General features: G+C 44.7%; 13 protein-coding genes. 6 read left to right on the plus strand and 7 right to left on the minus strand.

The features are described from left to right. Nucleotides 1–25: 25 nt before the first annotated feature. The 4 genes from ACSW3C_RS12025 to ACSW3C_RS12040 all read right to left on the minus strand — a co-directional run bounded on the left by ACSW3C_RS12025 (nt 26) and on the right by ACSW3C_RS12040 (nt 3822). Nucleotides 26–934, minus strand: coding sequence for a hydroxymethylglutaryl-CoA lyase (locus ACSW3C_RS12025; protein WP_486562835.1), 909 nt, complete (start codon nt 932–934; stop codon nt 26–28). Next, the gene (locus tag ACSW3C_RS12030; protein WP_486562836.1) at nt 935–2137 is read right to left on the minus strand and encodes a CaiB/BaiF CoA transferase family protein; all 1203 of its coding nucleotides are present in this window, start codon (nt 2135–2137) and stop codon (nt 935–937) included. A gap of 17 nt (nt 2138–2154) precedes the next feature. After that, entirely contained in the window at nt 2155–2823 is a 669-nt protein-coding gene (locus tag ACSW3C_RS12035; protein WP_486562837.1) for a GntR family transcriptional regulator, read from the minus strand. 327 nt (nt 2824–3150) lie between these two features. Next, on the minus strand, nt 3151–3822 hold the full coding sequence (locus tag ACSW3C_RS12040; protein WP_486562838.1) for a peptide-methionine (S)-S-oxide reductase MsrA: 672 nt from the start codon (nt 3820–3822) through the stop codon (nt 3151–3153). A 166-nt stretch (nt 3823–3988) separates the two neighbouring features. Between ACSW3C_RS12040 and ACSW3C_RS12045 the strand changes: the two genes are divergently transcribed. Continuing rightward, a complete protein-coding gene (locus ACSW3C_RS12045; RefSeq protein WP_486562839.1) occupies nt 3989–4570 on the plus strand; it encodes a protein-L-isoaspartate(D-aspartate) O-methyltransferase in 582 nt (193 codons plus the stop codon). Between the two features lie 251 nt (nt 4571–4821). Here ACSW3C_RS12045 and ACSW3C_RS12050 read toward each other — a convergent pair whose 3' ends face one another. Both ACSW3C_RS12050 and ACSW3C_RS12055 read right to left on the minus strand, forming a co-directional pair. Next, entirely contained in the window at nt 4822–5580 is a 759-nt protein-coding gene (locus ACSW3C_RS12050) for an N-acetylmuramoyl-L-alanine amidase family protein (RefSeq protein ID WP_486562840.1), read from the minus strand. A gap of 71 nt (nt 5581–5651) precedes the next feature. Continuing rightward, nucleotides 5652–6998, minus strand: a complete 1347-nt coding sequence (locus tag ACSW3C_RS12055) for a hypothetical protein (RefSeq protein ID WP_486562841.1) — start codon at nt 6996–6998, stop codon at nt 5652–5654. A 397-nt stretch (nt 6999–7395) separates the two neighbouring features. Between ACSW3C_RS12055 and lepB the strand changes: the two genes are divergently transcribed. Continuing rightward, entirely contained in the window at nt 7396–7854 is a 459-nt protein-coding gene (gene lepB / locus ACSW3C_RS12060) for a signal peptidase I (protein ID WP_486562842.1), read from the plus strand. A 196-nt stretch (nt 7855–8050) separates the two neighbouring features. Here lepB and ACSW3C_RS12065 read toward each other — a convergent pair whose 3' ends face one another. Beyond that, nucleotides 8051–9679, minus strand: a complete 1629-nt coding sequence (locus ACSW3C_RS12065; RefSeq protein WP_486562843.1) for a glutathione ABC transporter substrate-binding protein — start codon at nt 9677–9679, stop codon at nt 8051–8053. Nucleotides 9680–10027: 348 nt separating this feature from the next. Between ACSW3C_RS12065 and ACSW3C_RS12070 the strand changes: the two genes are divergently transcribed. Genes ACSW3C_RS12070 through ACSW3C_RS12085 form a run of 4 tightly spaced genes read left to right on the plus strand, consistent with a single transcriptional unit; the run spans nt 10028 to nt 13931 of the window. Next, entirely contained in the window at nt 10028–10921 is an 894-nt protein-coding gene (locus ACSW3C_RS12070; RefSeq protein WP_486562844.1) for an ABC transporter permease, read from the plus strand. Nucleotides 10922–10935: 14 nt separating this feature from the next. Next, complete coding sequence (locus tag ACSW3C_RS12075; protein WP_486562845.1) at nt 10936–11877, plus strand: ABC transporter permease; 942 nt, start codon at nt 10936–10938, stop codon at nt 11875–11877. 25 nt (nt 11878–11902) lie between these two features. After that, entirely contained in the window at nt 11903–12955 is a 1053-nt protein-coding gene (locus ACSW3C_RS12080; RefSeq protein WP_486562846.1) for an ABC transporter ATP-binding protein, read from the plus strand. After that, nucleotides 12900–13931 carry an ABC transporter ATP-binding protein gene (locus ACSW3C_RS12085; RefSeq protein ID WP_486562847.1) on the plus strand — a complete coding sequence of 344 codons (1032 nt, stop codon included), beginning with the start codon at nt 12900–12902 and terminating at the stop codon, nt 13929–13931. The genes ACSW3C_RS12080 and ACSW3C_RS12085 overlap by 56 nt, the downstream gene beginning before the upstream one ends. The last annotated feature ends 1 nt before the right edge of the window (nt 13932 follow it).

Below are 13932 nucleotides of genomic sequence, written 5' to 3' on the forward strand. Positions count from 1 at the left end.
CCTACCAGGCCTTTCATCCATTTCTTCATTTCCGTTTCCCCTCTTCCTTCTTTTTTTCTACGTGCCGTATGCGTCCCAAAGGTGTCTTCGTTGATAAACTTGCCGCGAAATCAGCGGCTTCCAACAATTTTGTAAAATCGATGCCTGTATCGATGTGCATCCGTTCAAATAAATAAACCAAATCCTCCGTCGCCAAATTGCCGGCTGCTCCCGGAGCAAATGGACAGCCGCCGATTCCGCTGGCGGATGTCTCAAAAATCCTTATGCCTGCTTGATAGGCGGCATAAGCGTTGGCCAACCCAAGCCCGCGGGTATCATGCAAATGAATGGCGACTGGTGTAGAACCGGCTTCCAGTAAGACTTTTTTCATTAACCTTTCGACATGGTCCGGCGTGGCAATGCCGATGGTGTCCGCGATACTGATGCGATCAGCGCCCGCCTCTTTCACCTGCCTGACGATCTCGAGCACCTTAGCTTCTGCCACTTCTCCTTCATAAGGGCAGCCGAAGCTTACCGCAATGGAAAAACAGACACCCATGCCATCTTGCTTCGCCCGCGCCACTACTTCAGTGAATTGCTCCAAGTTCTTTCCAATCGTCATTCCAATATTTTTCTCGTTGAAGGTTTCCGTTGCCGCACTCACCCAATTGACTTCGTGGAAACGATGCTCTCTCGCTCGCTCATACCCTTTTACGTTTGGAATCAAAGCGACAGCTGCAAGCGGCAGATCGTCTGGCAAGGATTCCATCACTTCATTCGCATCTGCCATCTGCGGCACTTTCTTCGGATGGACAAAAGAGGTCACTTCAACTTTGCCAATACCAGCAGCAACCAATTTTTTGACTAACTGCACTTTGTCTACCGTTGATACGATACGGGGGTCGTTTTGTAAACCATCTCTCGGGCTGACGTCGATAATCGTGACTTTTTCCATTCAGATGATCCCCCTTTCCTTCAAGCGGGACAATTCCTCTTCCGTCAATCCCAAATACGCGGAATACACTTCTTCGTTATGCGCTCCTAACGTCGGACCGTTCCATTCGATATCTCCCGGCGTATGGGAAAGCTTCGGTACAATGCCCGGTACGAGCAGCTTTTCGCCACCTGGCAAGGTGACCTCTTTCAGCATGTCACGCGCTTGATAATGTGGATCCTCCACAATATCTTGGATGCCGAATATTGGCCCGACCGGCACTGATGCTTCATCTAACTTTTGCTGAACTTCTTTCAAGGTATGTTGCAGAGTCCACGCTTCGATTGCCTCATCGATAAGTTCGACATGATCCGCACGGCCTTGATTTGACGCATAGGCAGGATTTACAGCCATGTCTTCCCGCCCGATCGCTGTCATGAGGCGTTCGAAAATCCGATCTCCGTTGCCTCCGATGACAACGTGTTTTCCATCTGCACATTTGTATGTATTGGAAGGTGCAATGCCAGGCAGCGTAGTCCCCGTCCGCTCACGCACTTGTCCGGTCAAATCATATTCTGGAAGAATGCCTTCCAGTAAACTGAACACTGCTTCGTATAAGGCCACGTCTACAACTTGCCCCTGTCTATGTGCATCCTGGTCTCTGGCCCGCAACGCCATTAATGTTCCGATAACCGCATAAAGCCCGGCGATCATATCACCGATTGCAATGCCGACGCGGACTGGCGGCTGATCCGGGTAACCGGTTAAATACCGCAGGCCGCCGATTGCTTCTGCAACACTTCCGAATCCAGGTTTCTCTTTATATGGCCCTGTTTGTCCATATCCCGAGATGCGGGTCAAAATGATGGATGGATTGACAGCTTTCATCTCATCGTATCCGAGCCCCCATCGCTCTAATGTCCCTGGCTTGAAATTTTCAATGACGACATCCGCTTCTTTTATGAGCGACTTGACGATGTCTTGTCCTTCCGGGTCACGCATATTGATCGTAACGCTTTTCTTATTACGGCTTTGCACGTACCACCAAACGGATGTATCATGGTGCATCACCCGCCAATTGCGCAGTGGATCTCCATTTTTCGGCTCCTCAACTTTAATGACTTCCGCTCCGAATTCTGAAAATAATTTCCCGGCAAATGGTGCTGCAACGAGATTTCCAAGTTCCAAAACCCGTACCCCTTGTAACGGTTTTCTTCGATCCAACTCGACCTTCTCCTCCCTTATTTCTGAACAGCTTTCATGAAAGCCTGATAATCATGTTCAATATGCTTTCTCATGCATTCCCTTGCAAAATCCGGATCCCTTTTCCGGATCGCAAAGAATATTTCTTCGTGATCCCGCAGTGCATTTTCCATATTGCGCGGGTCTCCTTCAACGATGGCTCTGCGATAAAAACTATTGATACCCCTTAATTGCAGTGTCATGGAAATGAGAAACGGGTTCCTACTGGCGCGGACAATAATTTCATGAAAGTTAAAATTGACCCGTAATAGCCCTTTGAGATTTTGGATAGAAATTTCATGCGCCATCTCTTGAATCGACGACTCCATTAATGCAATTTCCGAATCGTCACATCGTTCCGCTGCGAAATATGCCGCCAATGATTCCATTTCAACCCGGACTTCATAAAGACTTCTATAATCTTCAATCGTCGGATTCACAACCGTCACACCTCCAGTTTGATGAACGTTTAATAGTCCATCTTTCTCCAACATACGAACAGCTTCCCGAATCGGACTTCTGCTGACATTCAATGTTTCCGCAATCTTTTCCTCTATCAGTCGTTCCCCAGGATTAAATTCCCCTAGCAGAATGGAATCTTTCAAATAATCATAGACTTGTTGTTTCAATGTTGTACGTTTCACAATTAGTTCGGACAAATGCCTCACCTCCGTCTACTGTATACAGTATTCTTATTACAGAATAGACTCTCAATTTAGATATGTCAATACTATTTAAATATACAATCAAACACAAAGAAAGACCGAGCTTATCGCACCGGTCTTCACGCTTGTTCTATCTAAAAAAATTGTCCTTCTATATAATGTTAATTAGATCGAGTGAAGGGATATCTGCATGCGCTCACCTGAAATGAACAGAAAAGAAGAAGGCAAATTGGACGCCTATAGCAGACCTGCTTTTAGTCAGCTTCCTCCTTATGCATTTATTTCATTTACTAACCATTCAATCCTTGTCCCACGCATTGAATCCGCTCATCACCACTTCATATTGCGTAATTTCATTTCCAGCCGCTTCTTCTCACCGCAATTCTCCATCTCCCACGCTTCAATTTCCGCAAGCAAACTGGCACGTGATCCAAAGCCTTTCACAAAACCATTCAATCGGGCAGCCAAAGTCGAATTCACTAGGAGTTCAGGTGCAGGAAAAAACTCGTGCAGCTGTTCCATAGCCCGCGGATATCGTTTCAAATAATATTTTTGGTGCCGCTCCTCTGCCAATGTGAAGTTTTCGAACGGACCGATGTCTGTTTCCATCGGCTCACCCATTTCCTGCTCCATCTCTTTTTTGATGCGATCGATTGTTCCCTTCTGCTGGTTCCCTCGAAAACGCAACAATGATATATATTGACGCCCTTTATATTCATCCCGGTTTGGATAGTGATTGTGCCAAAAATGACGCAGAATGTCTTCATACGTAGTCAATTCAGGATCAAAATCCACCTCTACCGTTTCCGTATGATCACCCATTGAACGATATGTCGGTGAGGCTGTCGTGCCGCCTGCATATCCGACCCGTGTCCGTACAATTCCTTTTAAACTTCCGAAGCGTGCTTCCGGTCCCCAAAAACAGCCCATCCCGAACGTCGCCGTCTCCAATGACCCACTCGGCCACCGCAAACTTTGCTCGACCTCTGGTATTTGATACATAGCCATGACCCCTTTGATAGATAAATTAAATTATGACAGTTCATAATTGAAATGCCTCCATCTATATTAAATTTCTCTTGTTCATTCAAATTAAACCTCCCGAATGTTTAAGCCCTTCCATTTTCGGTAAGCTGACTAATAAAGAACGGGAGGAGGAGGGCACCCTGTGGAAAATCAGATGAAGGAGATCATCGAACACTTCAAACAACTAGATCGCAGCTTGTTTATGGATACATTACAGGAGTTCGCTTACTTAGATGAAGCCATTCCGATTGGATTTGAACAGACCATATCACAGCCATCTTTGGTCCTCGAGATGACCTTGGCACTAGATTTACACAAAGAATCAAGAGTGTTAGAAATTGGCACAGGATCAGGATACCAAACTGCCATGCTTGCTCCGTTCGTCCAGCAGGTCTACACGGTAGAACGGATCAAACCCTTAGCGGATCAGGCGAAAAAAAGATTACTGGCAGCAGGTTTTGATAACATTCGATTCAAACTGGACGATGGAAACAAGGGCTGGGAGGAATATGCTCCCTACGACCGGATTATCGTAACCGCTGCAGCTGCCGCAATCCCAGTTGAACTAACGGATCAATTGGATGAAGGCGGAACAATGATTATCCCTGTGGGTTCCTCTTCATTCCAACAATTACTATTGTTGAAAAAAGATGCAGACGGAAAGATAAGTAAGGAAGTGCTAGGCGAAGTGAGATTCGTTCCATTGAAAGGCAAATATGAGTGAAGGATGACAAACATATGGGGAGGTCTCAGATGCTAACGAGCCGTGACCTCTCATACTTTCTTAATAAAAACTTACATAAAGTTAAAGCAAATACTATTTGTAATCTATTTGCGATCCCTCGGCGTAGCAAACCATTCTTAGTAGCGTCTTGCTCTATATTGTCTGATTCTGCGATACAATACCGAATCATTAACTTTATCAAATGAAAAAGGACACATAGGCATGTCCACTTCAAATGGATCCTGTTCTCTTTATTTCTTTAACGATCGAACTGCCCGTACAATCATGACAGCTACTTCCTCACGAGTAGCCGGCCGCCGCGGATACAATCCATTGGTAATTCCGAGATCGATCGCTGCTTGGAATTTCTCCGCAAATCCAGGTGACGGTGGTGCATCCTTTTCATATGGTTGCACTGGCTGAGGCGTTTCGGCTTCAACTGGTTTCTTTTTTAATTTATAATAAACTGCCAATGCCTCCGCAATCGCTTCCCCTTGCGCACGCAGCTTATCCGAGGATCTGAGCGCCTGAATATCAACCACGGAATCCATAAAGCCGCCTTCCGTTAAGATTGCAGGCATGTTCGTTTCCCGAAGTACATGAAAATTGGCTTGGCGCACACCTCGATCCGCCAACCCCATCGCCTTCACTATTCGGGGCTGAACTAGCTTTGCGAGTTCCATTGATTTGGGATTGGCAGATTGTCCATTAAACGTATACGTTTCAACGCCTGTCCAACTTCCCCAGCTGCCCGTATTGGCATTATGGTGGACAGCGACGTACACATCCGCTTTCCATGCATTGGCCTTATTTGTGCGCTCGACAAGCGGTACATCCGTCTTGCCCGAAGGATCATCCATCCGCAAGACTTCCACATTTTCACACGTTTTTAGCTTAGCCGCGCATGCTTCGACAACCTGGCTGTTGAAGTCCCATTCGCGTTCTCCATCAGGTGATTGCTTACCCGATGTGCTTCTGCCATGTCGCGCATCTAATGCAATTTTGACCACATCTTCCCCCTCCTCTATCTATATATAGGAATTTCTTCAGGAAAGGGATAGAGTATGGTCAAAACAAAGTGCTAATTTGGGCGTTTAGAAAGCCACAAGGAAACGATCCTGCCGTCCTTCTTTCTATCCACTCGGAGTTGGTTTTGCCCAAATTTATAGGAATAATAATACTCATCATTCATGTCATCATATCCTTCTTGCTCAGGTGTGCCTAGAATCTCTAGCAGTTCCTCCAGATCATTTGTTAATGAGCTCCCGCTGAGCGTTACATACGTTACCTCCCCTGACAGTTCAGCATAGAAAAAGGTTCTGCCGCCAGGAAAAGCATAATAGATTCCTCCATTATAGTAGTCGTGATCATAGGGGTCTGGAAGCATCTGAAGAACATCTTTAATTGACATTCCCAGTTGGACATCTGTTTGCAAGAGCATACCATCTTTTAATAATTCCACAGATTGCTTCGAGAAAGTATATTGAGGGAATGTGTCATAATATGCGTCGTGCTTATTCCAAAGTTCTGTAATGTGCTGCCCCGTCTCGAGCCCATAAGGCCTGTCGTTTGTGTAAGATTCCGAGTGCAACTGATTGAATTGCAATTGATCCGGATTCCAAATCCATGTCGTAAAGGTCCACCCATCTTTTCCTTCAACTGGTTCGTAAGTCTGCAAATAACTTTCCTCAAGAAATTTTACCTTTCCATCCACTACAGTAAGGTTTTGTTCACCATCAAACAGGACTTCTCTCATGCTCCCGTTCTCCAGCGTCCACAAATCGAGAGACGTTTCATTGTCAATAAAACCGAGAAAGCGCCGGTTTTCTAACTGCCACTCATGAATATCCTCTTTCTTCAGACTGGATGGGATGACACCTTTCTGCAGCACTCCTTGTTTTTCATTCTCCTTTGCTAGGAACAGGGCATGGCTGTTCTCTTTATTGACGCCTTCATCAGCTAGAAGCCCAGGCAGTTTTCCGATTTCAGCGACATACAATCGGAACAACGTATTTCCATCTCGCCAATTTGTCGTGTAAACTGCATTTTCTTTAAGCAGTTCGATAGGAAAGCGGCTTTCACTTGCTTTATAAATACCATTCTTCACAGTTCCAAGATTCATATCTACTAATCTGGCATTTACTACGTTATATATCCCAAATTTTTTATCCAATGTAAACCTCAGAATATCTTGACCGTCTCCATGCCGAATTGTCTGCGGATTGCCGTTTCGAAAGACATTTCCTGCCGCTTGCTGCATTTTCTCATTAAACGCTGGCAAATCCTGACTGTTCAAGTACAACAGAAGTGCTCGAGCATCCTGCTCCCTTCCCATATTCAATTCATCGGCAAGAGCCTTTTCATTTTTGTTCATTATTGCTTCAAATATGCGTTGCACTGTCTGTTCTGGTGCAGTGGCGCGCTTCATTTGAAAATGTCCTCCTATAAAAACCACCGCAAGAATGGCAATACCTATCATAGCCATGCGTGAGAAACGCTTTTTCTTACTTTTACTCTTGCAAGATGGACATAAGGAAATCCTTGAATTTATAAGTCTGCCGCACGACTTGCAATTTTGCATCCCTTCTTCTCCCCCTCTTCCCTATTTGTAAGCATATCATTATTCCCTTCATTTGGAAATTAAATTCAATACTTAGCTGCTATTTTGTGCGGAAATAGTATTCCCTTCACTAATATTCTATACTTCTACATTTTCCACATATGGTACTATAATTTGTCGGTATTTCCCGGGGAATATTACTTGTAACCAATCTGATTTCAAATCAAAATGAAAGAAGATCAACAGGCAAAGGGAGGTGAAGGTTTTGAAAAAGCTGCTACTTTTCATTCCACTGGTATTTTTAATAGGCTGCCAATCTGCCAATCAGTCCGCGGCCTATGTTTTCGAAGGCCGTTCCATGGAGCCAACTATTTATGACCAAAATCAATTTGTGGTAGATAAGGATTTCTACAAGTCAAATTCAATCGAACGTGGTGACATCGTTGTGTATATTTTCAATGAAGATCAAAAGCATGCCAAACGAGTGATCGGGCTGCCTGGCGAAAAGATTCAATTTCGAAATGGGAATGTGTACATAGACGGTACGCCATTGGAAGCAGAATATGTACCACTAGATATAGAAGGACCTGAACCAGTTACTCTGCAAGAAGATGAATATTTTATTGTGGGAGATTCACCTTCTTTAAGTAAGGACAGCCGCCATCATAGACCCGTTAAAAAGGGTGATATTATAGGCAAAGTGATAAAAATCATCAATCAGTAATAGTTATCGAACTTTGAGTTTTGAGTAATGAACATGCGAGATTTCTGATTGCATGCTCTTCGTTATCGCCTTATCCCTGGAGGATAATCTTAAAGCAGAAAATCCTCGATTGGCTCTGCAACATCTCTACAATGATAATAAAATGCGAGAACATATAAATAGGATGCTGCCGTATTGGCAGCATCCCTGTTATTTATTATTCGACAAACTGAACGTTCTTCAATTGATAGATACCTGATGTGTCGATGGAGAATCCTTTGATTTTATTGCTGACGCCGGTCAGGTATTCCGTATGGATTAGATAAACCATTGGGGCATCTTCAATTAAATGTTCTTGTACTTTATTGTAAATTTCAATTCGCTTTTCAGGATCAGACTCTCTTCTTCCTTCTTCAAGAAGTTTGTCGACTTCCGGATTTTCATAGAAGGAGCGGTTCCCCGGGTCTCCTTTTTGGGAAGAGTGGAACAGGGCGTACATACCGTAGTCAGCGTCACCTGTGGAGTTCGACCAGCCAAGGATGAACATATCGTGCTCTCCTGCAGCTGTTTTATCCAGATAAGCTCCGAATTCCATCACATTGATGTCCGCTTCAATGTTTACTTTTTTCAATTCCTCCTGGACCAATACAGCAATTTGCTGACGTTGCGGGTTGTCATTCGTCCAGATAGATGTTTTAAACCCGTCTCCATACCCTGCTTCTTCTAACAGTTTTTTTGCTTCTTCCGGATTATATTCCACTGGTTTTGCGTCTTCATTGTAACCGAAGATACCTGGTGCCAACGGACCTTTCGCTGGGACGCCGAATCCATCATAAACGCCTTCACTGATATCATCTTTATTCACAAGCATGGAGATGGCTTTACGTACTTTCGGATCGTTGAACGGCTCTTTTTCCGTATTAAATCCGAGATACGCCAAGCTGGAAGATGTCTGTTGATTTACCTTTGCATAATCACCGGCATTCATATCAGCCACTTCGTTAGGCTGAACCGGATCGGCGATATGAACATAACCTGTCTCTAGGTCTGCATTACGTGTTCCGCTTTCTGGAACAACTTTAAATGTTACCGTATCGACATGGACCTTATCTCCCCAATAGTCGTCATTGCGGACCAGTTTAATTTCAGATCCTGGTGTCCAGCTATCAAATTTAAAATATCCTGTGCCAACTGGAGCTGTCGAAACAACGGAACCTGATTTTTCTCCTTCTTTCATTGCTGCATAATCTGCCTCAATAGATTTAGGGCTAACCATGCTTCCGCCATTATGTGATAAGTGAGCCAATAATGGTGCAAAAGGATATTCCGTCTTAATCTGAACGGTATATTCGTCTTTTACAATAATATCAGTAATCATTTCATATAGAAAATATCTTGGAGATGCCACTTCCGGATCAAGAATTCGCTCTAAGTTTACTTTAACGGCTTCCGCGTTAAACGGTTCCCCGTCATGGAATGTAACTCCTTCACGCAGTTTAAATTCATATGTTGTGTCATCAATTGCATCCCAGCTCGTAGCCAATCCCTCGATAATCTTATTGTCGTCATCCCGATTGACTAACGTTTCATAAATATTAGCTTGCACGACAGAGGATGGTACGTCATTTGAACCTGCTGGATCCAGTGAAGATGCATCAGACAGGACAGCTAATACGAGGTCCCCGCCTTCCACTCCTTCGCCTTTTCCTTCATCGATGTTACTTGAATCATCGGCATTTCCCTTCTCTGAAGATTTGTTTCCGCTTCCCCCACCACACGCAGCAAGAATCATGGAAAAGGCCAATACAAGGACAAACAGCCATTTTGCTTTCCCGGTTGACTTCATTTTCGGTTCCCCCCATTGTGTAATTAACATATTGCAAACTAACATCTTACTCAATTTGCAATTGTTAGAAGCAATATAGCACACAAAATCTGAATAGACAATACATTTCAGAATAATTGTTCTAGTATGAAAGAAGTAATAGTTTATTCCTAGATGTGCTTGTACCTTTACGGAAACAAGGTAATTCAAGAGAATGTAGGAATTTTATACCATAAATCAATAATTAAAAATACACTAAAAATACTAACAAATTAAGTTTGTCAAAATACTGTTTCATGGTATGCTACTGTAAACCAACTAATCTGCCAACTGATTGGTTATTAAATATCTGGGGGGAAGGTGTTCATCATGGTACAACAAACACCCGCTGCAGACTTTGGGCAAAAACGCTCCAGCCCGAGAGTTGAAGCGTATAAGGGGTTTTGGCGAAGGCTTAGAAAGAATAAAGCAGCCGTCGTCGGTGGGGCATTAATCATATTTTTTATTCTTACCGGACTTTTTGGTCCCTTCTTCACGACTGCCGATCCAAATGCGACCCAAATTTCTATTAAACTCCAACCGCCGTCCGCGGAGCATTGGTTTGGGACCGATAATTATGGACGGGACATATTCACCCGAATTATTCACGGCATGGCCATTACAATGAAAGTCGGCTTTCTATCCGTTGCACTTGGGGGGGTAGTGGGAGTCTTTCTTGGAATTATCTCCGGATACTACGGCGGCATACTGGATACGCTCATTATGCGGACGATGGATGTGCTTCTTGCCTTTCCTGGCATTCTGCTTGCACTTGCAATTGTATCCGTCCTTGGCGGAAGTTTAACAAATGTCATTATCGCAGTGGGTATATTTTCTGTTCCCGCCTTCGCACGAATTGTTCGCGGATCCACACTTTCAGTTCGGAAACTAGAATACATTGATGCGGTGAAAGCACTGGGAGCATCTGATGGGAGAATTATATTTAAGCATATATTACCAAACGTCCTATCACCTATTATTGTCCAGTTGACTCTTCGAATTGCTACAGCCGTCTTGACGGCGAGTGGACTCGCCTTCTTAGGTTTAGGCGCCAAGCCGCCGACTCCTGAATGGGGAGCGATGCTGAGTGAGGGGCGTACCTACATGAGAGAGGCGCCGCACCTTGTACTCTTTCCTGGAATCATGATTGTTCTTGTTGTTTTGGCGTTCAATATCTTCGGGGATGGTTTGCGGGATGCACTCGATCCGAAAATGAAGAAATAAGGAGGGGCATCAACGTGTCAAAATTTATTATCAGACGCCTGCTCCAGACGATTCCAGTTCTGCTTGGCGTCTCCATTCTCGTTTTCTCGTTAATGTATTTAATTCCAGGAGATCCAGCCCAAATCATTGCCGGTGAAGGGGCTTCTCCAAAAACTGTGGAACAGATTCGTGAAAAGCTAGGGCTGAATGAACCTGCGCCTGTTCAATATGTCAACTATATGAAAAATGTAGTGCAAGGAGATCTCGGAAATTCCATACGAAGCGGCCGTCCCGTAATGGATGAGATTAAAGCTCGATTTTGGACGACCGTTGAACTCTCTTTCTACGCCACGATCCTTGCTGTATTTTTAGGGTTAATTGCTGGCATTATCTCTGCGGTGCGCCATTATACATGGTCTGACATCACAATCATGCTGATAGCATTATTCGGGCTTTCCATGCCTAATTTCTGGTTCGGCCTCATGCTTATCCAATGGTTTGCCATCGGTCCCGACTGGATGCCGGAATTCATGAAAATGCGGGCGTCCGGATGGGGAGATGATTGGCGTCAGATTATTTTGCCAGTCGTCACTCTTGGCACGGGAGGAGCTGCAATTATTGCTAGGATGACAAGATCGTCCATGCTTGAAGTGATCGGTCAGGATTATATACGAACAGCCCGTGCAAAAGGAATGAGCGAGCGAATCGTTATTTATCGCCATGCGCTTAAGAACGCTTTAATTCCTGTCATAACAGTCGTCGGACTGGAGTTCGGCGGTTTTCTTGGCGGAGCGGTATTGACGGAGTCGATCTTTGCGATTAACGGAATGGGACGTTTGACGATTGATGCGATTCGGACAAGGGACTTTCCGATTGTACAAGGGACCGTCCTAGTTATTTCATTCCTATTCGTATTCGTCAATCTCCTAGTCGACATTTCGTATCGACTGTTGAACAAACGGATTGATCTGAATTAATTTAAGCAAAAGTGGGGTGGTCATCTTGACAGAGACATTATTGGAAGTGCAGGATCTCCGCACATCTTTCCATACAGATGAAGGAGAAGTGAAAGCGGTCGATGGTGTCAATTTTACACTTCCAGCCGGAGGAACCCTCGGGATTGTAGGAGAATCAGGTTCCGGGAAGAGTATTACCGCATTATCCATTCTAAAACTGTTGGCAAGTAATGGGGAAATTAAGAGCGGTAAGGTTCTATTTAAAGGGGAAAACATTCTATCCTATTCAGACAAGAAGATGCGTGATTTGCGTGGAAATGCTATTTCTATGATATTTCAGGAGCCGATGACGTCTCTGAATCCTGTTTTTACGGTAGGCCAGCAAATTAGCGAATCCATCATGAAGCATCAGAACTTGTCAAAAAAAGCGGCGCTTCTCCGTTCGGTCGAATTGTTAAAGCTTGTCGGAATTCCTTCTCCTGATAAACGAGTCAAGCAGTATCCGCATGAACTGTCAGGCGGTATGCGGCAACGGGTCATGATCGCTATGGCCCTTGCCTGTAACCCGGAAATATTGATAGCCGATGAACCGACAACTGCATTGGATGTTACGATTCAAGCTCAGATTCTCGGTCTTATTCGGGGATTGCAGAAGCGCCTGGGTATGTCAGTCATTATGATTACACATGATTTAGGGGTCGTTGCGGAAACATGCGATTTTGTGGCCGTTATGTACGCTGGACAGGTCGTTGAGTATTCGGATGTTCTGACATTGTTTCAAAAACCGAAGCACCCCTATACGATCGGTCTACTGAATTCACTGCCCCGTCACGACGTTGAGCTGAAGAAATTGGAACCGATCCGAGGCAATGTGCCGAATCCGAAAGATATGCCGGCCGGGTGCCGCTTTGCACCAAGATGTCCGGCTGCGACCGAGCTGTGCAAGAGAGAAATGCCAGAATTAATGAAAGATACGCAAGGCAATGATGTCCGTTGCTGGATTTATTCTGAAAAATGGGAAGGCGAATCGGAGGTGATGGTCTATGGCGAAAAAAGAATTGCTGAAGGTCGAAGGACTGAAACAGTATTTTCCGATTAAAGGCGGTATGATGGGCCGGACTGTCAATTATGTGAAAGCGGTCGATGATATCAGCTTCACCATTTACGAAGGAGAAACAGTCAGCATCGTTGGCGAATCAGGCTGCGGTAAATCGACCACAGGGCGGGCTATTCTCAGGCTTGAGGAGCCGACAGAAGGGTCTGTCGTATTCAACGGGGAGGAGCTGACGACTTTATCCAAGCGTAGTATGCGCAAGCATCGAAAAGACTTGCAAATCATCTTCCAAGATCCGTACGCATCCATCAATCCACGGCAAACAGTAGCGGATGTATTGGATGAAGCGATGACGATCCAGAAAGTGCTGCCCGCCAAAGACAGACGGAAGCGAATTATTGAACTGCTGGAGACTGTCGGGTTAAATGAATACCAGGCTGACCGTTATCCACACGAATTCTCAGGCGGCCAGCGACAACGGATCGGAATAGCCCGTGCCTTATCAGTCGATCCAAAACTGATTATTTGTGACGAAGCCGTCTCCGCTCTGGATGTTTCCATCCAAGCACAGGTGCTGAACCTATTGGAGGAGTTACAAGAGGAATTCCAGTTGACCTATTTATTTATTTCCCATGACTTAGGCGTTGTCCGGCATATTTCAGACCGTGTTATCGTCATGTACCTTGGGAAAATCGTAGAAATCGGAGATAAATATTCAATTTTCGAAAGCCCAAAACATCCCTATACAAAGGCATTGCTATCTGCCATCCCTGTGCCGGATCCAACTCGCGAAAAAAAGCATATCGTACTAACTGGGGATGTGCCTTCACCAATTGATCCGCCTTCTGGATGCCGATTCCATACCCGATGTCCTTTTGCACAAGCGAAATGCAAGACGGATGTGCCAGAACTGATTACTCATAGTGATATGAAAGCCGGACATCAAGCCGCTTGCCATTTTGTAGAGAAGATTGAGAACGGAACGATTGCAGCAAAAGGGTTTGAAGAAGCTGTCTTTTAAT

It is taken from the genome of Sporosarcina sp. AD_1 (assembly GCF_057373025.1).

Excerpts from the sequence above, each read along its gene's own strand:
- ACSW3C_RS12070 (WP_486562844.1), top strand. The coding sequence starts at position 10,028 with ATGGTACAACAAACACCCGCTGCAGACTTTGGGCAAAAACGCTCCAGC.
- ACSW3C_RS12065 (WP_486562843.1), bottom strand. The coding sequence starts at position 9,679 with ATGAAGTCAACCGGGAAAGCAAAATGGCTGTTTGTCCTTGTATTGGCC.
- ACSW3C_RS12025 (WP_486562835.1), bottom strand. The coding sequence starts at position 934 with ATGGAAAAAGTCACGATTATCGACGTCAGCCCGAGAGATGGTTTACAA.
- ACSW3C_RS12085 (WP_486562847.1), top strand. The coding sequence starts at position 12,900 with ATGGCGAAAAAAGAATTGCTGAAGGTCGAAGGACTGAAACAGTATTTT.
- ACSW3C_RS12055 (WP_486562841.1), bottom strand. The coding sequence starts at position 6,998 with ATGAAGCGCGCCACTGCACCAGAACAGACAGTGCAACGCATATTTGAA.
- ACSW3C_RS12040 (WP_486562838.1), bottom strand. The coding sequence starts at position 3,822 with ATGTATCAAATACCAGAGGTCGAGCAAAGTTTGCGGTGGCCGAGTGGG.